The 22,919-nt window shown below is 65.8% G+C and carries 20 protein-coding genes; 17 read left to right on the top strand and 3 right to left on the bottom strand.

The genetic code is table 11. The annotated features are described in order from the left end of the window. Positions 1 to 4 precede the first annotated feature (4 nt). Together EWM63_RS17020 and EWM63_RS17025 are read left to right on the top strand one after the other, a co-directional pair. Complete coding sequence (locus EWM63_RS17020; RefSeq protein ID WP_229487344.1) at positions 5 to 5,581, top strand: hybrid sensor histidine kinase/response regulator; 5,577 nt, start codon at positions 5 to 7, stop codon at positions 5,579 to 5,581. A 181-nt stretch (positions 5,582 to 5,762) separates the two neighbouring features. Further along, positions 5,763 to 6,191 (top strand): hypothetical protein, encoded by a 429-nt coding sequence (locus EWM63_RS17025; protein ID WP_130187597.1) that lies wholly within the window; start codon positions 5,763 to 5,765, stop codon positions 6,189 to 6,191. A gap of 13 nt (positions 6,192 to 6,204) precedes the next feature. Here the strand turns inward: EWM63_RS17025 and EWM63_RS17030 are convergent, their stop codons facing one another. Next, positions 6,205 to 6,408 carry a hypothetical protein gene (locus tag EWM63_RS17030; RefSeq protein WP_130187598.1) on the bottom strand — a complete coding sequence of 68 codons (204 nt, stop codon included), beginning with the start codon at positions 6,406 to 6,408 and terminating at the stop codon, positions 6,205 to 6,207. 133 nt (positions 6,409 to 6,541) lie between these two features. Beyond that, positions 6,542 to 7,978, bottom strand: coding sequence for a cryptochrome/photolyase family protein (locus EWM63_RS17035; protein WP_130187599.1), 1,437 nt, complete (start codon positions 7,976 to 7,978; stop codon positions 6,542 to 6,544). A 160-nt stretch (positions 7,979 to 8,138) separates the two neighbouring features. Between EWM63_RS17035 and EWM63_RS17040 the strand changes: the two genes are divergently transcribed. Genes EWM63_RS17040 through EWM63_RS17065 form a run of 6 tightly spaced genes read left to right on the top strand, consistent with a single transcriptional unit; the run spans position 8,139 to position 12,878 of the window. Continuing rightward, on the top strand, positions 8,139 to 8,804 hold the full coding sequence (locus EWM63_RS17040; protein ID WP_130187600.1) for a YqgE/AlgH family protein: 666 nt from the start codon (positions 8,139 to 8,141) through the stop codon (positions 8,802 to 8,804). Next, complete coding sequence (gene ruvX, locus EWM63_RS17045; protein WP_130187601.1) at positions 8,797 to 9,204, top strand: Holliday junction resolvase RuvX; 408 nt, start codon at positions 8,797 to 8,799, stop codon at positions 9,202 to 9,204. The genes EWM63_RS17040 and ruvX overlap by 8 nt, the downstream gene beginning before the upstream one ends. Positions 9,205 to 9,206: 2 nt before the next feature. Beyond that, on the top strand, positions 9,207 to 9,728 hold the full coding sequence (pyrR, locus tag EWM63_RS17050) for a bifunctional pyr operon transcriptional regulator/uracil phosphoribosyltransferase PyrR (protein ID WP_130187602.1): 522 nt from the start codon (positions 9,207 to 9,209) through the stop codon (positions 9,726 to 9,728). A 6-nt stretch (positions 9,729 to 9,734) separates the two neighbouring features. Continuing rightward, positions 9,735 to 10,700 carry an aspartate carbamoyltransferase catalytic subunit gene (locus tag EWM63_RS17055; RefSeq protein WP_130187603.1) on the top strand — a complete coding sequence of 322 codons (966 nt, stop codon included), beginning with the start codon at positions 9,735 to 9,737 and terminating at the stop codon, positions 10,698 to 10,700. Positions 10,701 to 10,708: 8 nt separating this feature from the next. Next, positions 10,709 to 12,016 (top strand): dihydroorotase, encoded by a 1,308-nt coding sequence (locus EWM63_RS17060; protein ID WP_130187604.1) that lies wholly within the window; start codon positions 10,709 to 10,711, stop codon positions 12,014 to 12,016. Positions 12,017 to 12,020: 4 nt separating this feature from the next. Beyond that, on the top strand, positions 12,021 to 12,878 hold the full coding sequence (locus EWM63_RS17065; RefSeq protein ID WP_130187605.1) for a lysophospholipid acyltransferase family protein: 858 nt from the start codon (positions 12,021 to 12,023) through the stop codon (positions 12,876 to 12,878). Positions 12,879 to 12,891: 13 nt separating this feature from the next. Here the strand turns inward: EWM63_RS17065 and EWM63_RS17070 are convergent, their stop codons facing one another. After that, positions 12,892 to 13,752 (bottom strand): symmetrical bis(5'-nucleosyl)-tetraphosphatase, encoded by an 861-nt coding sequence (locus EWM63_RS17070; RefSeq protein WP_130187606.1) that lies wholly within the window; start codon positions 13,750 to 13,752, stop codon positions 12,892 to 12,894. Between the two features lie 112 nt (positions 13,753 to 13,864). On the opposite strand from EWM63_RS17070, the gene rfbB reads away from it, so the two are divergent. From rfbB to waaA, 9 genes are all read left to right on the top strand, one after another. Continuing rightward, a complete protein-coding gene (rfbB, locus tag EWM63_RS17075; RefSeq protein ID WP_130187607.1) occupies positions 13,865 to 14,950 on the top strand; it encodes a dTDP-glucose 4,6-dehydratase in 1,086 nt (361 codons plus the stop codon). Then, complete coding sequence (rfbA, locus tag EWM63_RS17080) at positions 14,947 to 15,852, top strand: glucose-1-phosphate thymidylyltransferase RfbA (RefSeq protein ID WP_130187608.1); 906 nt, start codon at positions 14,947 to 14,949, stop codon at positions 15,850 to 15,852. Before rfbB ends, rfbA begins: the two co-directional genes overlap by 4 nt. Next, on the top strand, positions 15,849 to 16,394 hold the full coding sequence (gene rfbC, locus EWM63_RS17085) for a dTDP-4-dehydrorhamnose 3,5-epimerase (RefSeq protein WP_130187609.1): 546 nt from the start codon (positions 15,849 to 15,851) through the stop codon (positions 16,392 to 16,394). Before rfbA ends, rfbC begins: the two co-directional genes overlap by 4 nt. Next, on the top strand, positions 16,391 to 17,248 hold the full coding sequence (gene rfbD, locus EWM63_RS17090; RefSeq protein ID WP_130187610.1) for a dTDP-4-dehydrorhamnose reductase: 858 nt from the start codon (positions 16,391 to 16,393) through the stop codon (positions 17,246 to 17,248). The genes rfbC and rfbD overlap by 4 nt, the downstream gene beginning before the upstream one ends. A gap of 242 nt (positions 17,249 to 17,490) precedes the next feature. Next, positions 17,491 to 18,588, top strand: a complete 1,098-nt coding sequence (locus tag EWM63_RS17095) for a glycosyltransferase family 4 protein (RefSeq protein WP_130190436.1) — start codon at positions 17,491 to 17,493, stop codon at positions 18,586 to 18,588. A gap of 67 nt (positions 18,589 to 18,655) precedes the next feature. Next, entirely contained in the window at positions 18,656 to 18,964 is a 309-nt protein-coding gene (locus EWM63_RS17100) for an H-NS histone family protein (RefSeq protein ID WP_130187611.1), read from the top strand. Between the two features lie 290 nt (positions 18,965 to 19,254). After that, positions 19,255 to 20,637, top strand: coding sequence for a phosphomannomutase/phosphoglucomutase (locus EWM63_RS17105; protein WP_130187612.1), 1,383 nt, complete (start codon positions 19,255 to 19,257; stop codon positions 20,635 to 20,637). 5 nt (positions 20,638 to 20,642) lie between these two features. Beyond that, positions 20,643 to 21,617: a lipopolysaccharide heptosyltransferase I gene (waaC, locus tag EWM63_RS17110; protein WP_130187613.1), complete on the top strand. Its 975-nt coding sequence runs from the start codon at positions 20,643 to 20,645 to the stop codon at positions 21,615 to 21,617. A gap of 13 nt (positions 21,618 to 21,630) precedes the next feature. Next, entirely contained in the window at positions 21,631 to 22,914 is a 1,284-nt protein-coding gene (waaA, locus tag EWM63_RS17115) for a lipid IV(A) 3-deoxy-D-manno-octulosonic acid transferase (protein ID WP_130190437.1), read from the top strand. Positions 22,915 to 22,919: the final 5 nt, after the last annotated feature.

Here is a 22,919-nt window from a genome sequence, read left to right on the forward strand (position 1 = left end):
GACCATGAGCGAGACCGATTACCCGACCCACTCCTTCGATCCCGGCCCCCTGTCATGGGTGATGGGCGAGATCCGCGAAGCGCTCGGCCGCTCGCGCACGGCATTGTTCGAGGCGGGCGGGCTGGAGCCCGAAGACCAGGCCACCGCGCTGCGGCTGGCCAAGTCGCACCTGCACCAGGCACATGGCGCGCTGCAGATGGTGGACGCCGATGGCGTGGTCGCGATCACGCAACTGGCCGAGGAAGCGCTGGACCGCTTCAAGGATGGCAGCGTGAAATGCAGCGCCGACCATGTGGCGGTGATCGGGCGGCTGTATGGCGCGCTGGTCGAATACCTGGAAGAGCTGCTGGAAGGGGCGCCGTTCCAGCCGGTGCGGCTGTTCCCGTATTACGCGGCGGTGCAGCAGATGCTGGGGGCGGCGCGGATCCACCCGGCCGACCTGTTCTTCCCGGACCTGGCCCGCGAACCGGCGCTGCCGGTGGGCGATGGCGGGGAGGACACGGACGCCGACGTGCGCACTGCACTGCACGCCGACATCGACTATGGCGCCCTGCGCCAGCGTTTCGAACGGGCGCTGCTGCCTTACCTGAAATCCGGCGATCCGGCGCAGGCCGCGCCGCTGGCCGAGGTGATTGCCGAGGTGGCCTCAGCCCAGGCGGCGCCGCGCGGCCACGTGTTCTGGCTGGCGCTGCAAGCCTTTGCGGAGCTGGTGGTGCAGGGGCACGTGCCCGGTGGTGTGTACGTCAAGCAGCTGTTCGGCGCGGCCAACCTGCAGATGCGCCGGCTGGCGCAGGGCGCACCGGAATACCCGGACACGGTGCTGCGCGATGCGCTGTTCTTCGTGGCCGCGGCCGAACCGGCGCACCTGGCGCCACTGGCCCGTGACTTGCGGGCCGGCTTTGCGCTGGATGGCATGGTGCCGCCCGATTACGCGGCCGAACGCTACTGCCGTATCGACCCGGAAGCGCTGGCGCGCGCAAAGGAAGGGCTGGCCGAGGCGCGTGCCGCGTGGCAGCGGCTCGAAGCGGGTGACACCGCTGCGCAAACCGCATTCGGCCAGGCGGTGGCGCTGGTGGCCGCCGCCGTCGACAAGCTGGGCATCACGCCGCTGGCCGGCCTGATGCGGCAGCTGGTCGTCGTCGCGGAGGCTGGCCGGAACGAGGCGCTCGGGCTGGAAATGGCCACCGCGCTGCTGTTTGCCGGCCATGGCCTGGACCAGGTCCGCCACTTGCCGGATGACTTCGCGGCGAGCGCCGCCACGATCGGCGCGCGGCTCGAAGCGCTGGCGGCGGGGCAGGAACCCCCGGAGCCGGCGCAATGGCAGCAGGGCCTGGAGCAGCGTCTGCGGCAGGATGACACCGTGGCGGCGCTGGCGCAGCAAATGAAGGTGGCGCTGCGCGACGTGGAGCGCGTGCTGGACGAATTCGCGACCGATCCGGCGGCCCGGCCGCCGCTGGCGGACCTGGATCGCGTGCTGCACCAGCTCGAGGGCGCGCTGGCGATCACCGACCAGCCGGATGCGCAGGCCGCCGCGGCGCATGTGCGCCGGCAGGTGGCGGCACTTGCCGGCGGCAGCGGCGCGGACGATCCGGCGCAGCTCGATCGCATCGCCCAGAACGTGGGCGCGTTGGGCTTCTTTGTCGACATGCTGGCGCAGAACGCGGCTGGTGCACGCGAGCGTTTCGCCTTCGATGCCGGCCAGGGCACGTTCCGCGCGGTACCGCTGCGCAAGATCGCCGGGCCGGAATCGATCCCCGTGCTGGACGAGGAAGTGCCGGCGCCGCCCGAACCGGCTCCTGCCGCCACCGCCCCGGTGGCGCAGGGCGCCAGCGACGCGGCCATCGAGGAGGAATTGCTGGAAATTTTCATCGGCGAGGCACGCGAAGTGCTGGCCTTCGTCGATGGCCAGCTGGCCACGCGGGAAGCGGGGGAGCCGGACAGCCTGGCGCTGCTGCGCCGGTCGTTCCACACGCTCAAAGGCAGTGGCCGGATGGTCGGGCTGAACCAGTTCGCCGATGCCGCGGCCGCGCTCGAAAAAGTGCTCAATGCATGGCTGGCCGATGGCCGTTCCGCCAACGAAGCGCTGCGCGGCTTGCTGGAATGGACCGCGGCGGAACTCAATGCCTGGGTCGGCGAGCTGGTGGCAAAAGGTATTTCGCCGCGCAGCGCCGCGCCATTGGTGGCTGCGGCCGCACGGGTGCTGGAAGGGCAGCCGTTCGTGTCGCCGGACAAGTCGCCGGACGGCGCACCGGACACGCAGGCGGCAGCGACCGAACCACCGCCAGCTGAACCGTATGTGACCGACGAAAACCGGACGGCGGAAGCAGTAACCGATGAGGCAGCGGTCGGTGAAGCAGTAGTCGATGAAGCAGTGACCGACGAAGCAGTGGCCGAGGAAGCAGTGGCCGCTGAACCAATGGCTGATTCGTCGCTGGCGGAACCGGGTGGGGCCGCCACGCTCGAACCGGCCCCCGTGCCGGCCGACGAAGGCATGCGCTTCGTCGGCCGCCTTGCCGTGCCGGCTCCGCTGTTCGACATCTACGTGGCCGAAGCCACCGCGCTTGCCCAGGCGCTGGCGCGCGACTTCGCCACGTGGCGCCGCCAGGGCGAGCTCGACCCGGAAGCGCTGCACCTGGCGCATACGCTGGCCGGCACGTCGGGCACGGTCGGCTTCAAGGCGCTGCGCGAGCTGGCCTTCGCGCTTGAAACCACGCTGCAGGCCGCGCCGGCCACGCTGCACGACCCGGCGCACCATGACCTGTTCGAGCTGGCCATCGGGCGTGCCGGCGACATGGTGGCCAGTTTTGCCGCTGGCGAGATGCCGGCCGATCAGTCGGAGCTGATCGCGGCGCTGGAACGGCTGCGCGATGAACTGGCCCGCGCGCATGCCGCCGGCGCGGATGTGCAGGCGCGGCTGGATGGCATGCCGGCGGTGCCGGACGTGGCCGATGAGCCGCTTGATGAGCCGCTTATCGACCCGCTTGCTGAGCTGCTCGACGAGCCGGTCGACGAGCTCGCGGTCCGCCTCGACACGCTGTTCATGGATACCTATCACGCGCTGCTTGCCGATCCGCCGCCGGCGCCTGAGCGGGGCGCGCCGCTGCCGCTGCGCCCGCAACTGGCAACGCAGGATGAGTCGATCGACGACCTCTTCAACGCCGCGTTCGACGATGCGTTCACGGCACCGCCGACGGCGCAGGTCCCGGCACCGCAGTTGTCACTCGTGCCGCCGCCCGAACCCGACGCGTCAGCGCCGGCACCGGAGGCCGAACAAGCCGATACGCAAGCCGATGAGCAAGTTGATGACCAAGCCGATGCGCCGGACGTGCAGGCCGTGCCGCTCCCCGAGCCGGAGGCGGATATCCCCACCGTGGCCGATGAACTCGACCCGGACTTGCTGCCCGTGTTCCTGGAAGAAGGCGCGGACCTGCTGCCGCAGGTGGGCGCCACGTTGCGGGCCTGGCAGCATGCGCCGGCCGATACGACCCACCCGGCCACATTGCAGCGGGTGCTGCACACGCTGAAGGGCAGCGCAAGAATGGCGGGCGCGATGCGCCTTGGCCAGCATGCGCACGAGATGGAAACCCATGTCGAGGCCATGGGCATGCCGGAGCCGGCGGCATTCGAGGGCTTGCTGGCCCATTATGATCACGCGCTGCTGCTGTTCGACCAGTTGCAGCACCCGCCCGCGGACCAGCATGCCGCGGTGGCGGCCGCACCGGCCGACACCGAGGCCGCAGCCGCCCAGGCACCGCTGGTGCGCGTGCGCGCCGACATCCTCGACCGCCTCGTCAACCAGGCCGGCGAGGTGGCAATCACCCGTTCGCGCCTGGAGAACGAAGTGGCGGCGCTGCGCACCGCGCTGGCCGACTTCGGGGACAACCTCGCCAGGCTGCGCCAGCAATTGCGCGAGGTGGAGATGCAGGCCGAATCACAGCTGAGTTCTCAACTGACACCGCAAAGCGCGTCGCGGCAGCCGGCGCCGGGCGAACGGGAATTCGACCCGCTTGAATTCGACCGCTACACGCGCCTGCAGGAATTGACGCGGATGATGGCCGAGAGTGTCGACGACGTGGCGTCGTTCCATGCCGGGCTGCGGCGTTCGGTCGACAGCGCCAGCGACGACCTGGTGCAGCAGGCGCGCATGACCCGCGAATTGCAGCGCGACCTGCTGCGCGTGCGCATGGTGCCGTTCGCCAGCATCGCCGAGCGCCTGTACCGCGTGGCGCGGCAGGGCGCCAAGGAGATGGACAAGCGCGTCAACCTCGATATCCGCGGCGGTTCCGTCGACATGGACCGCAGCGTGCTGGAGCGCATGGCCGCGCCGTTCGAACACCTGCTGCGCAACGCGGTCGTGCATGGCATCGAGGCGCGGGAAGACCGTATCGCCGCCGGCAAGCCGGAAACCGGTGAAGTGGTGGTGCAGGCCAGCCAGCAGGGCAACGAGATCGTGCTGGAATTTTCCGACGACGGAGCCGGGCTGGACCTGGCGCGTATTCGGGCCCGGGCGCGCGAACGGGGGCTGCTGGAGGACGGACACGATGCCGACGATGCCCTGGTGGCGAACCTGATCTTCGAGCCCGGCTTTTCCACGGCGAACGCCTTGACGGAGCTGGCTGGCCGCGGCGTGGGCATGGATGTGGTGCGTTCGGAAACGCAGGCACTGGGCGGGCGCATCGACACCCAGACGGTGCCGGGGCAGGGCACGCGATTCACGATCCACCTGCCGCTGACACTTGCCGTCACCCAGGTCGTGCTGCTGGCCGCGGGCGGCCGCACGCATGCGGTGCCCGCAGCGCTGGTGGAACAGGTGCTGCAGGTGAAAGCCGAGGCGCTGGATGAAGCTGCCGGGCGCGTGGACGTGGCTGGCCAGTCGCTGCCGCTGCACTACCTGCCGGCGCTGCTGGGCGACGCCCGCGCGAAGCCGCTGACGCAGCGGTCCGTGCCGGTGCTGGTGCTGCGTGCCGGCACCGACCGGCTGGCGCTGCGGGCCGATGAAGTGCTCGGCAACCGCGAGGTGGTCGTCAAGAACATCGGGCCGCAGCTGGCGCGCGTGCCCGGCATTGCCGGCGCCACCGTGCTGGGTTCGGGCGAGATCGTGCTGATCCTGAACCCGGTCGTGCTGGCCCAGCAGATGGCACAGCAGGAGACCGGGCAAGCCCGGCTCCACGCGCCGCCGGCCGTGCATGTGGCGGGCGGTACCATCATGGTCGTCGACGATTCGCTCACCGTGCGCAAGGTTACGCAGCGGCTGCTCGAGCGGGAAGGGTATGTGGTGCTGCTGGCCAAGGACGGCGTCGACGCGCTCGAACAGATCGCCGTCCACCGGCCGGACCTGATGCTGGTCGATATCGAAATGCCGCGCATGGATGGCTTCGACCTGGTGCGCCACGTGCGCGCCGATGCCGCCACCGGCGAAATCCCGATCATCATGATCACCTCGCGCAGCGCCGACAAGCACCGCAACCTGGCGTTGCAACTGGGCGTGAACGCGTATTTCGGCAAGCCTTACCAGCAGACGGTGCTGCTGGGGGCGATCGCCGGCCTGCTCCCGGCGCAAGGGGAGTCGGGCGAGCGGTGACGTGTTTATGTCATTGCGACATGTTATTGCCATCCTCCCGATGTCGATGGGATAATGCGAGGCGACTTTCGCCCGGATGCCGCCTGCGCGATGCAACCGGCCGGCCGGAGTGGATGAAGGGGAGCGCGCAACGCCCCTTCATGCTGCCGAGTACTTGCGTCAGAGAGGAAGCTGGGTGCTCATGGACGAAGAATACAAAGCGTGCCGACGCAAGAATTATGTCCACGCCGCTTATGTCGAGGCGGCCATTCACATCAACAAGGTGCTGGGCTCGGACCGCGCCTACTGGATACTGCTCCGCGAAAACGTGCCCGCGGAGGTCATCGAGCGGATCATCAAGGGCAAGGATGGCAGGCTGCGGCGGAAGGATCGCCGCTATGCCACCCGCCGCGCGTCGATTACCGGGGCCGAGCTGGATCCCTTGTCCGATGACCAGCGCGCGGACCAGCTGACGTCCCAGCGCATCGAGGTGGCACTGGTCTTCCAGACGATGCTCGGCACGGATGCCGCCGCGGAATACCTGCGCAATTCCGGCATACCCATCTGGATAACGGCCCGCGTGCTCGGCTCCGCGAAAAGGAGACCGACGCCGGCGCTGGTCGCCGAGTAATGGTCCGGGATCGTCACATCGTGTGATCCGAACCGTGGCTGTCCCGCCAATGCATGACTCTGCGTTCCGAAGGACTGCCCGACAACACTCTTTCGATCACGTCGCGCGGCACCGCGCCCGATGACAACAGCGCTCGCGCATAGGAGAGGTGAAAAACTTCTTTCAGGATAATCGCAGCATCGACAAGCGCCGCGAGTCCAGCATCCTGGCGTATCATTTTGGGCTCCGGTAAAAAACCGTGCGCCAAGACCGACGGTCACTTCCTTTCAACGAGAGGAACGGTCAACTGGTTGACATATTTATCATAAATGCCCATCCGCTCGACAGCGGCGGCGATCGGGCAGGCGCGTTCAGCCGCGTGCCTTGACGACCTCGAAGCGCGCCAGCGTGCGTTGCCGCGCTTCGGCGTGATCGACGACCGGCGGCGGGTAGCCCGCCACGCCGCCATGCAGCCATGGTGCATGGATTTCCCTGGCGGACAGGTCGGCCAACCGCGGCAGGAACTTCCGGATGAACTCGCCATCCCGGTCGAAGCGCTCCGACTGGGTGACCGGATTGAAGATCCGGAAGAACGGCTGGGCATCGCAGCCGCTCGACGCCGCCCACTGCCAGCCGCCATTGTTCGAGGCCAGCTCGTAATCGTTCAGCTTCAGCGCGAAATACGCTTCGCCACGCCGCCAGTCGATGCCCAGGTCCTTGCACAGGAAGCTTGCCGTCACCATGCGCAGCCGGTTGTGCATGAAGCCGGTGGTGTTGAGTTGCGCCATCGCGGCATCGACGAGCGGGTAGCCGGTGCGGCCTTCGCACCAGGCGGCGAACAGTTCATCCGCGGCGGGCCCGGTTTCCCAGTCGACCTTGTCGTACACGGGCTTGAACGACGTGCCCACCACGTGCGGGTTGTGGAACAGGATCATCTGGTAGAAGTCGCGCCAGACCAGTTCCGAGAGCCAGGTGGCACCACCGTCGCCGGCCTGGCCGCGGGCCGACAGTTGCAGGGCGGTGCGCACGAGGTGGCGGATCGACACGGTGCCGAAACGCAGGTGCAGCGACAGGTGCGACGTGCCGTCGCGCGCCGGGAAGTCGCGCGCGTTGTCGTAGTCGGGCAATTGCGGCTGGAAGGTGTCGAACAGGGCACTGCCGCCGGCCATGCCGGGTGTCACGCCGACGTCGGCCAGGTCGGCGCCATCGAAACCGATGTCCTGCAATGCCAGCAACCGCGACTTGCCGGCTGCAAATGCCGCCGCATGCGGCTCGATGTGCCACGGTGCCAGGGCGTCCGGCTGCGCTTCGAGCCGCTTCATCCATGCCTTCTTGTAGGGCGTGAACACGCCAAGCGGCTTGCCGGCCTGCGACAGCACTTCGCTCCTGGCAAAGATCACGTGGTCCTTGAACAGTTTCAACGCCCGGCCGTCCGATTCCAGTGCGGCAAGCACCGCTTCGTCGCGGGCAATGGCGGCCGGATCGTAATCCTCGTTCGCGTACACGGCCGCAACACCGAGCTCGGCGGCCAGTGCCGGAATCGCGGCGCGGGCGTCGCCATGGCGAACGAGCAGGTGTCCGCCCAGCGCTTCGAGTTCGTCCGCCAGTTCCGCCAGCGAGGCATGGATGAAGGCGACGCGGCGGTCGTCGCGCGGCAATCCCGCCAGGATCGGACTGTCGAAAATAAAGGCACAGTAGACGGGGGTGTCAGCCAGCAGGGCGTGGTGCAGGGCGGCGTGGTCGAAGGCGCGCAGGTCGCGGCGAAACCACACCAGGGCGCCACGGGGATCGGAATTGCTTTGAGGCATGTTCAAGCTCAAGTCGGAGGATGGATTATTGCCTACTATCAGTTTACAGAGCGCCAGCGTCGTTTGATGGCCGTTCCGGCAATTCATAGTAAACTGTCGATGTGGCGTGCGTTTCCGCACGTCATTAACTACTACAACAGTCCAGCGAAGAGAGCAGCTTATGAAGAAGAGCAAAGTGAGCAAACCGCTACCTGTGCCCGGGCTGTTACAGGAAAGCGAGTCACCGCTGCACAAGATGGAATCGAAGGATACCTCCGCGACGCCAGCGCTGAACCTGGCAAATCACTTCCTGATCGCGATGCCGTCGATGCAGGATCCCGTCTTTGGCGGCGCTGTCGTGTATGTCTGCGAGCACAATGAAAACGGCGTGCTCGGTGTCATCATCAACAAGGCAACCGACATGACGATGGACGTGTTGTTCGAGCGCATCGACCTTGAGGTCACGGCCGCGAACGACCAGATGACGAGAAAGCCCATCATGCTCGGCGGGCCTGTGCAGGACGACCGCGGCTTCGTGCTGCACACGCCTGGCGCGCGCTATTCGTCGTCGCTGACGGTGACCGACGAAGTGGCATTCACCACGTCGATCGACGTGCTGGAAGCCGTCGCCAAGGGCGCCGGCCCGCAGCGCATGCTGGTGTCGATCGGTTACTCGGGCTGGAGCCCGGGCCAGCTCGAGGACGAGATCAGCCGCAACGGCTGGCTGACCGTCAATGCCGATCCGGCCGTGCTGTTCGAGGTGCCGATCGAGGAACGCTATGTGGCCGCGATGAAACTGCTGGGCATCGATCCATTGATGCTCACTTCCGAAGCGGGCCATGCTTAGTCCGGGAAATGCGCCGGAAACCTTGTTCGGCTTTGACTTCGGCATCAAACGTATCGGCGTAGCGATGGGAAACACGATGATCGGCCAGGCCAGCCCGCTGGCCGTCATCAAGGCCATCGACAATCAATCCCGCTTTGCGGAAATCAAGACCCTGATCGACAAGTGGGGCCCGACCAGATTCATCGTCGGGCTGCCGCTGCATCCGGACGGCGCCGAGCACGAGATGACGGCGCGCTGCCGCCGCTTTGCCAACCAGCTGCATGGCCGCTTCGACATTCCTGTCGAGCTCGTCGACGAACGCTATTCTTCCGCCGTGCTGTCCCAGAAGCGGGGCGAGGTGATCGACGACCGCGCGGCGGCCGTCATCCTGCAACAGTATTTCGACCAACATCCAAATTAATCATGTCTCACACTGACCCAACCTTGCTGGACGCCGAGGCGCTGTACGCCGCGCTGCTTGACCAGGTGAAGGCCGGCCTGGCCGGCGCGCACGAGCCGGCGATCGTCGGCATCCATTCCGGCGGCGCCTGGATCGCCGAACGCCTCGCGCACGATCTCGGCATGCAGGACCGCTGCGGCGTGCTCGACGTGTCGTTCTACCGCGACGACTATGCCAAGAAGGGCTTGCCCGCCGAAGTGAAGCCCACCAATATCGGCTTCGAGGTGGCCGGTGCCACGATCCTGCTGGTGGACGACGTGCTGTACACGGGCCGCACCACGCGTGCCGCGATCAACGAACTGTTCGACTATGGCCGCCCGGCGCGCATCCTGCTGGCCGCGCTGGTCGACCGGGGCGGGCGCCAGCTGCCGGTGGCCGCCGACTTCGTGGCCGCGCACACGCGCGTCGCTCCCGGTGAAGCCCTGCGCCTGAAACAGACCGACGACCGACGATTCCATCTCACCATCGAACACGAATCCGCGTAAACTTTTATGCTCAATCCGCAATTGAACAAACACGGTGAGCTGCAGCACCTGCTGTCCACCGAAGGCCTGCCCAAGGCCATCATCAACCAGATCCTCGATACCGCCAGTTCCTTCGTCAGCGTTTCCGACCGCGAAGTGAAGAAGGTGCCGCTGCTGCGCGGCAAGAGCGTGTTCAACCTGTTCTTTGAAAATTCCACGCGCACGCGCACCACGTTCGAGATCGCGTCGAAGCGCCTGTCGGCGGACGTGATCAACCTGAACATCTCGGCATCGTCGGCCAGCAAGGGCGAATCGCTGCTGGACACGATCGACAACCTGGCCGCCATGCATGCCGACATGTTCGTGGTGCGCCACGCACAATCCGGCGCGCCGTACCTGATCGCCAAGCACCTGCAGGACACGAAGCAGAACCACGTCCACGTGGTGAATGCGGGCGATGGCCGCCACGCGCACCCCACGCAGGGCCTGCTCGACATGTACACGATCCGGCACTACAAGAAGGATTTCACGAACCTGCGCGTGGCGATCGTCGGCGACATCCTGCACAGCCGGGTGGCCCGCTCGGACATCCACGCGCTGACCACGCTGGGCGTGCCCGAGATCCGCGCGATCGGCCCGCACACGCTGCTGCCGGGTGGCCTGGAACAGCTGGGCGTGCGCACGTTCACCAACATGGACGAAGGCTTGAAGGACGTGGACGTGATCATCATGCTGCGCCTGCAGAACGAACGGATGAGCGGCGCGCTGCTGCCTTCGGCGCAGGAATACTTCAAGAGCTACGGCCTGACGCCGGAACGCCTCGCGCTGGCGAAGCCGGATGCCATCGTGATGCACCCGGGCCCGATGAACCGCGGCGTGGAGATCGACTCGGCGGTGGCCGATGGTCCGCAGGCCGTGATCCTGCCGCAGGTCACATTCGGGATCGCGGTGCGCATGGCCGTGATGAGCATTGTCGCAGGGACTCAAGGATAAGTATCAGGATGAGCAATCTTCACATCAAGAACGGCCGCGTGATCGACCCGGCCAACGGCGTCGACGCCGTGCAGGACCTGTATATCGTCGACGGCAAGGTGGCCGCGCTGGGCGCGGCCCCCGAAGGTTTCACGGCGGCGCGCACGATCGATGCGAGCGGCCTGGTGGTGGCCCCCGGCCTGGTGGACCTGGCGGCGCGCCTGCGCGAGCCGGGCTATGAATACAAGGCCACGCTGGAATCGGAAATGCAGGCCGCCCTGCATGGCGGCGTGACGAGCCTCGTGTGCCCGCCGGACACCGATCCCGTGCTCGACGAGCCGGGCCTGGTGGAAATGCTGAAGCACCGGGCGCGCAGCCGCAATGGCGCGCACGTGCATCCGCTGGGGGCGCTGACGATGGGCCTGAAAGGCGAAGCATTGACGGAGATGGCCGAACTGACCGAAGCGGGCTGCATCGGCTTCGCGCAGGCCGAGATGCCGGTGACGGACACCAACGTACTGCTGCGCGCGCTGCAATACGCGAAGACGTTCGGCTTCACCGTGTGGCTGCGCCCGCAGGACGCCTACATCGGCAAGGGCGGCGTGGCCCACAGCGGGCCGCTGGCCTCGCGCATGGGCCTGTCCGGCGTGCCGGTGATGGCCGAAACCATCGCGCTGCACACGATCTTCGAACTGGTGCGTTCCACCGGCGCGCGGGTGCACCTGTGCCGGCTGTCTTCCGCCGCCGGCCTGGAACTGGTGCGCGCGGCAAAGGCCGAAGGCTTGCCGGTCACCTGCGACGTGGGCGCGCACCACGTGCACCTGACCGATGCCGACATCAACTTCTTCGATCCGAATGCGCGCTTGACGCCGCCATTGCGCTCGCAGCGCGACCGCGATGCGATCCGCGCCGCGCTGGCCGACGGCACGGTCGACGCGATCTGCTCGGACCACACGCCGGTCGACGACGATGAAAAACTGCTGCCGTTCGCCGAAGCGTCGCCGGGCGCCACGGGCCTTGAACTGCTGCTGTCGCTGGCGATCAAGTGGAGCGAAACGCTGGGCAATGGCCATGCGGCGGGCGACAAGCACCTGTTCAAGGCGCTGCAGCGCGTCACGTCCGACCCGGCCCGCGTGGCTGGCCTCGATGCCGGCCACCTGCGCGTGGGTGCGAGCGCCGACGTGGTGCTGTTCGATCCGGCCGAGCGCTGGCTGGTCGAGGCGGGCGCACTGGCCAGCCAGGGCAAGCACACGCCATTCCTCGGCTACGAAATGCCGGGTCAGGTCAAGGCCACGATCGTGGCTGGCCGGGTCGCCTACGAACGGAAAGCCGCCTGAGTCGATGATCCTCGCATTGCGCATCGCGCGGCTCGTCTTCCACCTGCTGTCCGGCATGGCGATCTGCGCGCTGTTCTTCCCGTGGATCGATCGCGAGGCACGGGAAATCCACATCCGCCGGTGGTCGCGCCACCTGCTGGGCATCTGCAATGTGCACGTGCAGATCACCGGCGGCAGCGCGGCACCGCGCGCCCAGGCGCTGGTGGTGGCCAACCATGTCTCCTGGCTGGACATCTTCGTGCTCAACGCGCTGTATCCATGCCGCTTCGTGGCCAAGGCCGAGATCCGCGCCTGGCCGCTGGCCGGCTGGCTGGTCGAGCAGGCCGGCACCGTGTTCATCGCGCGCGGCAACCGGCGCGACCTGCGCCGCGCGTTCGAAGGACTGGTGACGGCGCTGAAGACCGGCGAGCGTGTGGCGTTCTTCCCGGAAGGGACGACGGCCCCGCAAGGCACCCTGCTGCCGTTCCACGCCAACCTGTTCGAGGCCGCGGTGGACGCGAAATCGCGCGTGCAGCCGTATGCGATCCGCTACATCGACCATGAGCGCAAGCCGCATCCCGCCGTGGAATTCATCGGCGACATGACGTTCGTGCAGAGCGTGCTGGCGATCCTGTCGGGCAAGGCGATCCACGCCCGCGTGACGATCCTGCGTTCGATGAAGAGCGAAGGCGTGGGCCGGCGCGACCTGGCCGAGCGCTCCTACCAGGCGATTCGCGAAGCGCTGAAGATTCCCGCGCCGCCAGGCGCCGAACCTGGTCCCGATGCCAGCCCGGATGCCGGCCCGGATGCCGACCCCGATACCGGCCACGATGCCGCAGAGGCCGAACGAAAACCGGTGACAGGCTCCGATTGGCAGAAGTGAAAGCCCTGCTTCACTACCGGTGTTCAGCCTTGCCCTTGGCCCGCTGAAACTCCGGGCACTCCACCTGCAACAGTGACCGGTCGTCCAGGCAGACGGCCGACAGTTGCCCACCCCATACGCAGCCGCTGTCGAGCGCGATGTATTGCGGCGTGATGCGCAAGCCCAGCGCCGACCAGTGGCCAAAGACCACGGACACATCCTGCGTGCGGCGCCCCGGCACCTCGAACCACGGCATCAGCCCGGTGGCGGAATCGACGGTGGCACTTTCCTTCAGCTTGAAATCCATCTCGCCGTCGGCGCTGCAAAAGCGCATGCGCGTCAGCGCGTTGACGATGCAGCGCAGCCGTGCCGCGCCGCGCAGGTCGTCGTCCCAGCGGTCCGGCTGGTTGCCGTACATTTCAGCCAGGAAGCCCGCCCAGTCCGGACTGCGCAGGGCTGTTTCCACTTCGCCGGCCAGCGCGACCGCCTGCGCCGCGCTCCATTGCGGCAGCACGCCGCCATGCACCAGCAGGTGACCCTTCGTGAAAAGTGCCAGTGGCCGCTCGCGCAGCCAGTGCAGCAGCGCGTCGCGATCCGGTGCGGCTAGGATCGTGTCGAGGGTGTCCGAACCGGATTCCGGCCGGATACCGTTGGCGACGGCCAGCAAGTGCAGGTCATGGTTGCCCAGCACGGCATCGATGCGCCCGCCACTGCCCTGCGCCAGCGCCTGCACATAGCGCAGCGTGGACAGCGAGTCGGGGCCGCGGTTGATCAGGTCGCCGCAGAACAGGATGGCCGGCGGTGCATTGCCATGCTCGCGTTCAAGGATGCGCTCGACCAGCGCGACAGTTTCGGCATGGCATCCTTGCAGGTCGCCAATCGCATAAGTCCGCATACTTCTCCATCGTGGTGCCGCCGCGCCGCGCCGTATCGTAACCGTAGGCTGCCGGGCGCTTTGCCATTACAATCAGTGTTATCAAAAATTACTTGCTGGACAGGGATACTAAATGATTTTCGTGACTGGCGGGGCCGGGTTCATCGGCTCGAACTTCGTGCTGGACTGGCTCGCGCAATCGGACGAGCCCGTGCTCAACTTCGACAAGTTGACCTATGCCGGCAACCTGAACAACCTGGCAGCGCTGAAGGAAGACGCGCGCCACATATTCGTGCGCGGCGACATCTGCGACGGCGAACAGGTGCTCGGCCTGCTGCAGGAACACCGGCCGCGCGCCATCGTGCACTTCGCCGCCGAGAGCCACGTCGACCGGTCGATCCATGGCCCGGCAGAATTCATCAACACGAACATCAACGGCACGTTCGCGCTGCTCGAAGCGGCGCGGGCCTACTGGAGCACCTTGCCGGACGCGGAAAAGGCGGCCTTCCGCTTCCTGCACGTGTCCACCGACGAGGTATATGGCACGCTGGGTCCGGACGATGCGCCGTTTTCCGAAACCACGGCCTATGCGCCGAACAGCCCCTATTCGGCGTCGAAGGCGGCATCGGACCACCTGGTGCGGTCCTACCATCACACCTATGGCTTCCCCACGCTGACGACGAACTGCTCGAACAACTACGGCCCGTATCACTTCCCTGAAAAGCTGATTCCGCTGATGATCGCCAACGCGCAGGCCGGCAAGCCATTGCCGATCTATGGTGACGGCCAGCAGATCCGCGACTGGCTGTATGTATCCGACCATTGCACCGCGATCCGCCGCGTGCTGGCTGATGGCGTGCTGGGCGAAACCTACAACGTGGGCGGCTGGAACGAGATGGCGAACCTGGATGTGGTGCACACGCTGTGCGACATCCTCGACAGCCTCAAGCCAAAGGCCGACGGCAGCAGCTACCGCACCCAGATCGCGTATGTAAAGGACCGTCCGGGCCACGATCGCCGCTATGCGATCGACGCGCGCAAGCTCGAGCGCGAGCTGGGCTGGAAGCCGGCCGAAACGTTCGAGACCGGCATCCGCAAGACGGTGCAATGGTATCTCGACCACGCGGACTGGGTGGCGGACGTGCAGTCCGGCGCCTATGCCAAGTGGGTCGAGACCAATTACTTCAACCGCGACGCGACAGGGAGCAGCGCATCATGAGCATCGATCCGATCAGCGCACGCAAGGGCATCATCCTGGCCGGCGGTTCCGGTACCCGGCTGTATCCGGTGACCACCAGTGTCTCCAAGCAGCTGCTGCCGATCTACGACAAGCCGATGATCTACCATCCGCTGACCACGCTGATGCTGGCCGGCATGCGCGAGATCCTGGTCATTTCGACGCCGCAGGATACGCCGCGCTTTCGCGAACTGCTGGGCGATGGCAGCCAATGGGGCCTGCAGCTCTCGTATGCCGTGCAGCCTTCGCCGGACGGCCTGGCGCAGGCATTCATCATCGGCCGCGACTTTGTCGGCGACGCGCCGTCCGCGCTGATCCTGGGCGATAACATCTACTATGGCAATGACCTCGATGCGCTGTTGCGCAGCGCGGCCAGCCAGCCCGACGGGGCAACGGTGTTCGCCTACCACGTGCACGATCCGGAGCGCTATGGCGTCGTGGAGTTCGACGGCAACCGGCGCGCGGTCAGCATCGAGGAAAAACCGGCGCTGCCGAAATCGAACTACGCGGTGACGGGCCTGTATTTCTACGACAGGCAGGTCTGCGACATCGCCGCCTCGATCAAGCCGTCGGCCCGCGGCGAACTGGAAATCACCGACGTGAACAAGGCCTACCTGGAGCAGGGCGACCTGCGCGTGGAACTGATGGGGCGCGGCATGGCCTGGCTCGATACGGGCACCCATGAATCGCTGCTCGATGCGTCGCAATTCATTGCCACGATCGAGAAGCGCCAGGGCCTGAAGGTGGCCTGCCCGGAAGAAATCGCCTATCGAAAGGGCTATATCGATGCCGAGCACCTGCGCCGCCTCGCCGAGCCACTGAAGAAGAACGGTTACGGCCAATACCTGATGCAGATCTTGCAGGATAAAGTGATTCCACGATGAAAGTTATTACTACGCCGATCGAAGGCCTGCTGATCATCGAGCCCACCGTGTTCGGCGATGAACGGGGCTTTTTCTATGAGAGCTTCAATGCACAGCGCTTTGCCGAGCTGACCGGCGTGCAGTTGCCGTTCGTGCAGGACAACCACTCGCGCTCGGCCCGTGGCGTGCTGCGCGGCATGCATTACCAGATCCGGCAGGCGCAAGGCAAACTGGTGCGCGTGACCGCCGGCAGCGTGTTCGACGTGGCCGTCGACCTGCGCAGGCGTTCGCCCACGTTCGGCCAGTGGCATGGCCTGGAGCTGTCGGCCGAGAACAAGCGCCAGTTCTGGATCCCGCCGGGCTTCGCGCACGGCTTTGCCGTGACCAGCGAATTTGCCGAGTTCCTGTACAAGACCACCGATTACTATGCGCCCGAGCATGAGCGCTCGATCGCGTGGAACGACCCCGCCGTCGGCATCGAGTGGCCGGTCGAGGGGATGCCACTGCTGTCCGCCAAGGACCGCAACGGTGTGCCGCTGGCCGATGCGGAAGTGTTTCAATGAAGATCCTGCTCACCGGCAGTACCGGCCAGGTCGGCTATGAACTGGAACGCAGCCTGCAAGGCCTGGGCGAGGTGATCGCCGTCGATCGCGGCCGGATGGATCTGGCCGATCTCGACCAGGTGCGCGACGTGATCCGGGCGGTGCGGCCGCAACTGATCGTCAATCCGGCCGCCTACACGGCGGTGGACAAGGCGGAAAGCGAACCGGACCTGGCGCACCGGATCAATGCCGAAGCGCCGGCCGTCATGGCCGCCGAAGCCAGGGCGCTGGGCGCGGCGCTGGTGCATTACTCGACCGATTACGTGTTCGACGGACGCATGGCCGATGCGCGCGTGGAAAGCGATGCCGTTGGGCCATTGAACGTCTATGGCGCCAGCAAGCTGGCCGGTGAAAGGGCGATTGCCGCGTCCGGCGTACCGCACCTGATCCTGCGCACCAGCTGGGTATACGGCATGCGCGGCAAGAACTTCCTGTTGACGATGCTGCGCCTGGCACGGGAGCGCGATGAATTGCGCATCGTCGACGACCAGCATGGCGCGCCCACCTGGAGCCGCACCATTGCCGATACCACGGCGCTGATCCTGGCGCAGGCGCGTGCCGGCGGCCAGCCCTGGTGGGAGGAGAACGGCGGCATCTATCACCTGTCCAGCCAGGGGCGCACCACGTGGTGCGGCTTTACTGCCGCGATCCTGGAAGAGGCGGGCATCGACTGCAAGCTGGTGCCGATCACGACCGACCAATATCCATTGCCGGCTGCCCGCCCCCGGTATTCGGCACTCGATTCCAGCCGGCTGCAGGAGCGCTTCGTGCGCCTGCCAGAATGGCGCGAGGCGCTACATCTGTGCCTGCGTTGATCGCTTTTGCTGCGCCCATTCATCCACGCGCTATCGGCCAGATGTTTCCAATAGTAAATGATTTCAGGCAGCTTGCCTGACGGTTGTAGAATCCGGCATTTTTCCGAGGCCCTGGCTATTACCCGGGGCCAGCCTGATTTTCCGAGTTTCTAATTATTAATCCGGTACAATCGCTGGTTGGCATGCAGACAACGCCCGTTGCTGCAGTGCGGCATCGCCTGACCACGACCGATTTACGATACATGTTTTCTTTCCTTGTAAGCTTTGTCGCTTCGGCCTTGCTGACCCTGCTGGTCATCAAGGAGGCGCGGCTGCACGGTCCTGCGCTGGATGCCGATTTCAATGGCGTCCAGAAAGTGCATTCGCACAGCGTGGCCCGGATCGGCGGGCTGTCGATCTTTATGGCCGTCGCGCTGTCGGCGTGCATTTCCGTCTGGCGCGTACCGGCATTGACCACCTGGATGCTGTCGCTCATGGCGTGCAGCGCCTGCGCATTTGTCGGCGGTATTGTCGAGGATTACACCGGGCGGGTATCCGCCGCGCGTCGCCTGCTGTTGACGATGGTCGCGGCGCTGCTTGGCTATTACCTGCTCGATGCCAGGATCGATCGTATCGACTGGATCGATGCGGTCTGGCCGCTTCCCTATATCTGGCTGACGCTGCCGCTGACCGTATTATCGGTGGCCGGCATTGCCAATGCCGTCAATATCATCGACGGATTCAATGGCCTGGCCAGCGTCGTAACGATATGCATGCTGCTTTCCCTCGGTTATGTGGCATTGCAGGTCAACGATATGTTCGTGCTGGTGGCCGCGCTGATGGTGGCCGGCGCCACGGCCGGATTCCTCATCTGGAATTATCCGGTCGGCCTGATATTCCTGGGCGATGGCGGGGCATACTTCATCGGATTCATGCTGGGCGAGCTGGCCCTGCTGCTCGTGATGCGCAATCCCCAGGTGTCCACGTGGTATGCGGCGCTGCTGTTGATCTATCCGGCATTTGAAACGCTGTTTTCCGTGTATCGCCGCATGTTCATCCGCGGCAAGTCGCCGGCGATGCCGGACGGCATTCACCTGCACAGCCTGATATTCAGGCGCGTCGTGCAATGGGCGGTCGGGCACAAGGATGCCCGCGCGCTAATGCGCCGCAATTCACTGACATCACCTTATCTGTGGATGTTCTCACTGATGGCTGTAATACCGGCCACCGTGTTCTGGCGCTATACCGGCGTGCTGATGCTATTTTGCCTGCTGTTCGTTATCAGTTATGTCTGGTTATATGTACGCATCGTCCGATTTAAAGCGCCACGTTGGATGATTCGCCACAAAAGAAACCAGTGAATACAAAGTTGGTGTATATTTCGCACAGAAACACGTTTCCCCGATCATTTTTACAAAGGAATAGACGATGGATCTGTCGAATTTGTCCGCCTCGGAATTGCGCAATCTGCAGGAACAGGTCAAGCGTGAACTGAAAAAACGCGAGTCGCAGGACCTGCAAAAAGCAAAGGATGAGATTCTCGCCATTGCACAGCGCGTCGGCTTGCCGCTGAAGGAATTGATCGCATCCAATTCGCGCGGTAAAGGCGGTACCGTTGCGGCGCGTTTCCGCAATCCCGGGGATTCGGGCCAGCAATGGACCGGCCGTGGCCGCCAGCCGAAATGGGTCAAGGATTGGGTGGATTCGGGTAAATCCATCGACGATCTGCGGATCTGATGAAACCCCGATAAACCTGTTGCGCGGCGCCAGCCGCTGGCCGGCGGTATGCCGCGGCGGGCGACCCGGTCGTACATTCAGTACGACCCCTGTTCTCTCAAGCAGGCCTGGCGTCGCCATGATGGTTTCGCGAGACCCCAGGATCACTGCCACAGCGAGTCGGGCATATCACGCGAGCGATTGTGCGTGGCAGCAAGCCGAGCTTGCCTGCGGAGGGCAACGCACTTACTATACCGGTTGTTTCCATTTCATAAAGCCGGCTGCCCGATCAGCCTGGGCTCCCGACATTCATGGTCTCCCTCTCCAAATCAATTTTCAAAGCCTACGACATCCGCGGCATCATCGATAAAACCCTTGACGCAGGCATCGCCCGCCAGATCGGCCACGCATTCGGCGCCGCCGCGCTGGCGAAAGGCGAGCGCAGTGTCGTGATCGGCCGCGATGGCCGCCTGTCCGGGCCGGCACTGGCTGCCGCGCTGGCGGAAGGCCTGCAAGCGGCGGGCGCGGATGTGATCGACCTGGGCGTGGTCGCCACGCCAATGGTGTACTTCGGCACGAATGTGCTGGAAACGAAATCGGGCATCATGGTCACGGGCAGCCACAATCCGCCCGACTACAACGGCTTCAAGATGGTGCTCGCCGGCGAAGCGATCTATGGCGACGCGATCACCGGCCTGTACGAGCGCATTGCCGCGGACGACCTGCCAGTGGCTGCCGAGCCAGGCAACTACCGCACGCACGACATTCGCGCCGCCTATCTCGAGCGCATCATCGGCGACGTGAAGATTGCCCGCCCGATCAAGATCGCCGTCGACTGCGGCAACGGCGTGGCCGGCGCGTTCGCGGGCGACCTGTACCGCGGCATGGGCTGCGAAGTGATCGAACTGTTCTGCGAAGTGGATGGCAACTTCCCGAACCACCACCCGGACCCGGCCCACCCGGAAAACCTGCAGGACCTGATCCGCTGCCTGCAGGAGACCGATGCCGAGATCGGCCTGGCATTCGATGGCGACGGCGACCGGCTCGGTCTCGTCACGAAGGATGGCCAGATCATCTACCCGGACCGCCAGATGATGCTGTTCGCGGCCGACGTGCTGTCGCGCGTGCCGGGCGAACAGATCCTGTACGACGTGAAGTGCACGCGCCACCTGGCGCCGTATATCGAGAAATCGGGCGGCAAGCCGCTGATGTACAAGACCGGCCATTCGCTGGTCAAGGCCAAGCTGAAGGAAACCGGCGCGCCGCTGGGCGGCGAGATGAGCGGCCACATCTTCTTCAAGGAACGCTGGTATGGCTTCGACGACGGCCTGTATGCCGGCGCGCGCATGCTGGAAATCCTGACGAAGGAAACGGATCCTTCCGCGCTGCTCAATTCCCTGCCGCAGTCCGACAGCACCCCGGAATTGCACCTTCACCTGAAGGAAGGGGAGAACTTTGCGCTGATGGACACGCTGCGCGCGCAAGCGACCTTCCCTGGCAACGAACGCATCATCACGATCGACGGCCTGCGCGTTGAATACGCCGACGGCTTCGGCCTGGCGCGCTCGTCGAACACCACGCCGGTGATCGTGCTGCGCTTCGAAGCCGAAACGCCGCAAGCGCTGGCACGCATCCAGGGCCAGTTCCGCGATGTGATCCTGACTGCGAAGCCGGACGCCGAGCTGCCGTTCTGAGTTAGATGAACATCCTGCTGGTGCGCGTCTCCTCGCTGGGAGACGTGCTGCACAACATGCCCATCGTGGCGGACATCCGCCGCCACTTCCCCGACGCGAACATCGACTGGGTGGTGGAAGAGGGCTATGTCAGCCTGGTTCGCCTCAATCCCGATGTGCGGCACGTCATCCCGTTCGCGCTGCGCCGATGGCGCAAGAACCTGGGCGACAAGGCTGTACGGGCCGAGATCAAGGGATTCTTCCGCCGGCTGCGCGAAGTCGAATACGACTACGTGTTCGACACGCAGGGCCTGCTGAAGACCGGCATCATCATGGGGGCCGCGCGCATCCGCAAGGGCGGCAAGAAGGTGGGCCTGGCGAACGGCAGCGAAGGCTCCGGCTACGAAGGCATTTCCCGCATCTTCCACACCGACAGCATTCCGCTCGACCCTCGCACGCACGCGGTCGCACGCGGCCGGCTTGTCGCCGGCGCTGCACTTGGCTATGCGGTCGACACGCCGGCCGATTTCGGTCTGCCCGAAGTTGCAGCCGACGAACCGCGCCCGGACTGGCTGCCCGCCGGACACTATGCGGTGTATTTCCACGGCACCGCGCGCGACGCGAAGAAATGGGCGCCGGCCAACTGGATTGCGCTGGGCCGCGAGCTGGCACCCATGCCGATCCTGCTGCCATGGGGCTCGCCCAAGGAAAAGGCGGAAGCCGAGGCACTGGCGGCGGCCATCCCGAATGCGCGCGTGCTGCCGAAACTGCCGATGGCCGATGCGGTGATGCTGGCGCGCCGCGCCGCGCTCGCGGTCGGTGTCGACACGGGGCTCACGCACATCGCCGCCGCGTTCAGCCGGCCGGTGGTCGAGATCTATTGCGACTCGCCGCGCTGGAAGACGGAAGGCAACTGGTCGCCGAAAATCATCAACCTGGGCGACCGGGGCAATCCGCCATCCGTTGCCGAAGTCGCGGCGGCCGCCAAGAGCCTGCTGTGAAGGTGCCGGCTTGATCCGCTTCCTGTATTCACTGGCATGGCGACTGGCGCTGCCGCTGGTGCTGGCGCGCCTGTGGTGGCGCGGCCGCCAGGAACCGGGCTACCGCCAGTTCTGGAACGAGCGCCTGGGCATCTACGGCCGCAGGGCCGCCAACGACGAACCGCTGACGATCTGGGTGCACGCCGTGTCGGTGGGCGAAACACGCGCCGCCGAGCCGCTGGTGGAAGCACTGCTGAAACGCCATCCGCGCGGGCGCATCGTGCTCACGCACATGACGCCGACCGGCCGCGCCACCGGCAAGAGCCTGTTCGGCAAGCACGGCGCACGCGTCGTGCAATCCTACCTGCCATACGACCTGCCGGCGCTGGTGCAGCGTTTCATCGCCCATTTCGAGCCGCGCGTGTGCATCCTGATGGAAACCGAGGTCTGGCCAAACCTGATCCATGGCTGCAACCGGCGCGACGTGCCGGTGGTGCTGGCGAACGCGCGGCTGTCGGAACGTTCGCTGCGCAAGGCGCGCAAGCTGGGCCGCCTGATGGCCGACGCGGCGCGCGGCATTTCGCTGGTGGCCGCCCAGACGAAGGACGATGCGGAGAGGGTGCGGGCACTGGGCGTTGCCAACGTGGCCGTTACGGGCAGCATCAAGTTCGACGTGGTGGTGCCGCCGGCCGCGCTGGCAACCGGCGCGCAGCTGAAGCATCGATTCGATGCGGCGCGCCCCGTGCTGCTGTGTGCCAGCACGCGCGAAGGCGAGGAGGAAGCGATCCTCGACGCGTTCAAGGCGGCCGCGTTGCCGCAAGGGACGCTGCTGCTGCTGGTACCGCGCCACCCGCAGCGCTTCGACGCCGTCGAGGCGATGGCGCGCGAGCGCTCGCTTGCCGTGCAGCGGCGCTCGGCGCTGGCCGAACCCGGCGCGCGGGTCGATGCATCGACCCGCGTCGTGCTGGGCGATTCGATGGGAGAGATGTTCGCGTACTACGCCACCTGCGACGTCGCCTTCATCGGCGGCAGCCTGGCGCCGCTGGGCGGCCAGAACCTGATCGAGGCGGCGGCGCTGGCCAAGCCCGTGCTGATCGGCCAGCACACGTTCAACTTCGCCCAGGTGACCGATGACGCGGTGGCTGCCGGCGGCGCCCTGCGCATCGCCGATGCGGCCGACCTGATGGCGCAGGCTGCCCGGCTGCTGTCCGACGACAGCGCCCGCGCCGCGATGGGCCAGGCAGGCCTGGCATTCGCCAACCAGCACCGCGGCGCTACCGCCCGCACACTCGACCTGCTGCCGCCGCTGGACCAGTGACACCG

Origin of the sequence: Pseudoduganella lutea, assembly GCF_004209755.1 — a bacterium.
Taxonomy (GTDB): Bacteria; Pseudomonadota; Gammaproteobacteria; order Burkholderiales; family Burkholderiaceae_D; genus Rugamonas; species Rugamonas lutea.

What these genes read in the sequence shown, in the direction of transcription:
- EWM63_RS17020 (WP_229487344.1), top strand. Translation starts at nt 5, where the DNA reads ATGAGCGAGACCGATTACCCGACCCACTCCTTCGATCCCGGCCCCCTG.
- EWM63_RS17025 (WP_130187597.1), top strand. Translation starts at nt 5,763, where the DNA reads ATGGACGAAGAATACAAAGCGTGCCGACGCAAGAATTATGTCCACGCC.
- EWM63_RS17030 (WP_130187598.1), bottom strand. Translation starts at nt 6,408, where the DNA reads ATGATACGCCAGGATGCTGGACTCGCGGCGCTTGTCGATGCTGCGATT.
- EWM63_RS17035 (WP_130187599.1), bottom strand. Translation starts at nt 7,978, where the DNA reads ATGCCTCAAAGCAATTCCGATCCCCGTGGCGCCCTGGTGTGGTTTCGC.
- EWM63_RS17040 (WP_130187600.1), top strand. Translation starts at nt 8,139, where the DNA reads ATGAAGAAGAGCAAAGTGAGCAAACCGCTACCTGTGCCCGGGCTGTTA.
- ruvX (WP_130187601.1), top strand. Translation starts at nt 8,797, where the DNA reads ATGCTTAGTCCGGGAAATGCGCCGGAAACCTTGTTCGGCTTTGACTTC.
- pyrR (WP_130187602.1), top strand. Translation starts at nt 9,207, where the DNA reads ATGTCTCACACTGACCCAACCTTGCTGGACGCCGAGGCGCTGTACGCC.
- EWM63_RS17055 (WP_130187603.1), top strand. Translation starts at nt 9,735, where the DNA reads ATGCTCAATCCGCAATTGAACAAACACGGTGAGCTGCAGCACCTGCTG.
- EWM63_RS17060 (WP_130187604.1), top strand. Translation starts at nt 10,709, where the DNA reads ATGAGCAATCTTCACATCAAGAACGGCCGCGTGATCGACCCGGCCAAC.
- EWM63_RS17065 (WP_130187605.1), top strand. Translation starts at nt 12,021, where the DNA reads ATGATCCTCGCATTGCGCATCGCGCGGCTCGTCTTCCACCTGCTGTCC.
- EWM63_RS17070 (WP_130187606.1), bottom strand. Translation starts at nt 13,752, where the DNA reads ATGCGGACTTATGCGATTGGCGACCTGCAAGGATGCCATGCCGAAACT.
- rfbB (WP_130187607.1), top strand. Translation starts at nt 13,865, where the DNA reads ATGATTTTCGTGACTGGCGGGGCCGGGTTCATCGGCTCGAACTTCGTG.
- rfbA (WP_130187608.1), top strand. Translation starts at nt 14,947, where the DNA reads ATGAGCATCGATCCGATCAGCGCACGCAAGGGCATCATCCTGGCCGGC.
- rfbC (WP_130187609.1), top strand. Translation starts at nt 15,849, where the DNA reads ATGAAAGTTATTACTACGCCGATCGAAGGCCTGCTGATCATCGAGCCC.
- rfbD (WP_130187610.1), top strand. Translation starts at nt 16,391, where the DNA reads ATGAAGATCCTGCTCACCGGCAGTACCGGCCAGGTCGGCTATGAACTG.
- EWM63_RS17095 (WP_130190436.1), top strand. Translation starts at nt 17,491, where the DNA reads ATGTTTTCTTTCCTTGTAAGCTTTGTCGCTTCGGCCTTGCTGACCCTG.
- EWM63_RS17100 (WP_130187611.1), top strand. Translation starts at nt 18,656, where the DNA reads ATGGATCTGTCGAATTTGTCCGCCTCGGAATTGCGCAATCTGCAGGAA.
- EWM63_RS17105 (WP_130187612.1), top strand. Translation starts at nt 19,255, where the DNA reads ATGGTCTCCCTCTCCAAATCAATTTTCAAAGCCTACGACATCCGCGGC.
- waaC (WP_130187613.1), top strand. Translation starts at nt 20,643, where the DNA reads ATGAACATCCTGCTGGTGCGCGTCTCCTCGCTGGGAGACGTGCTGCAC.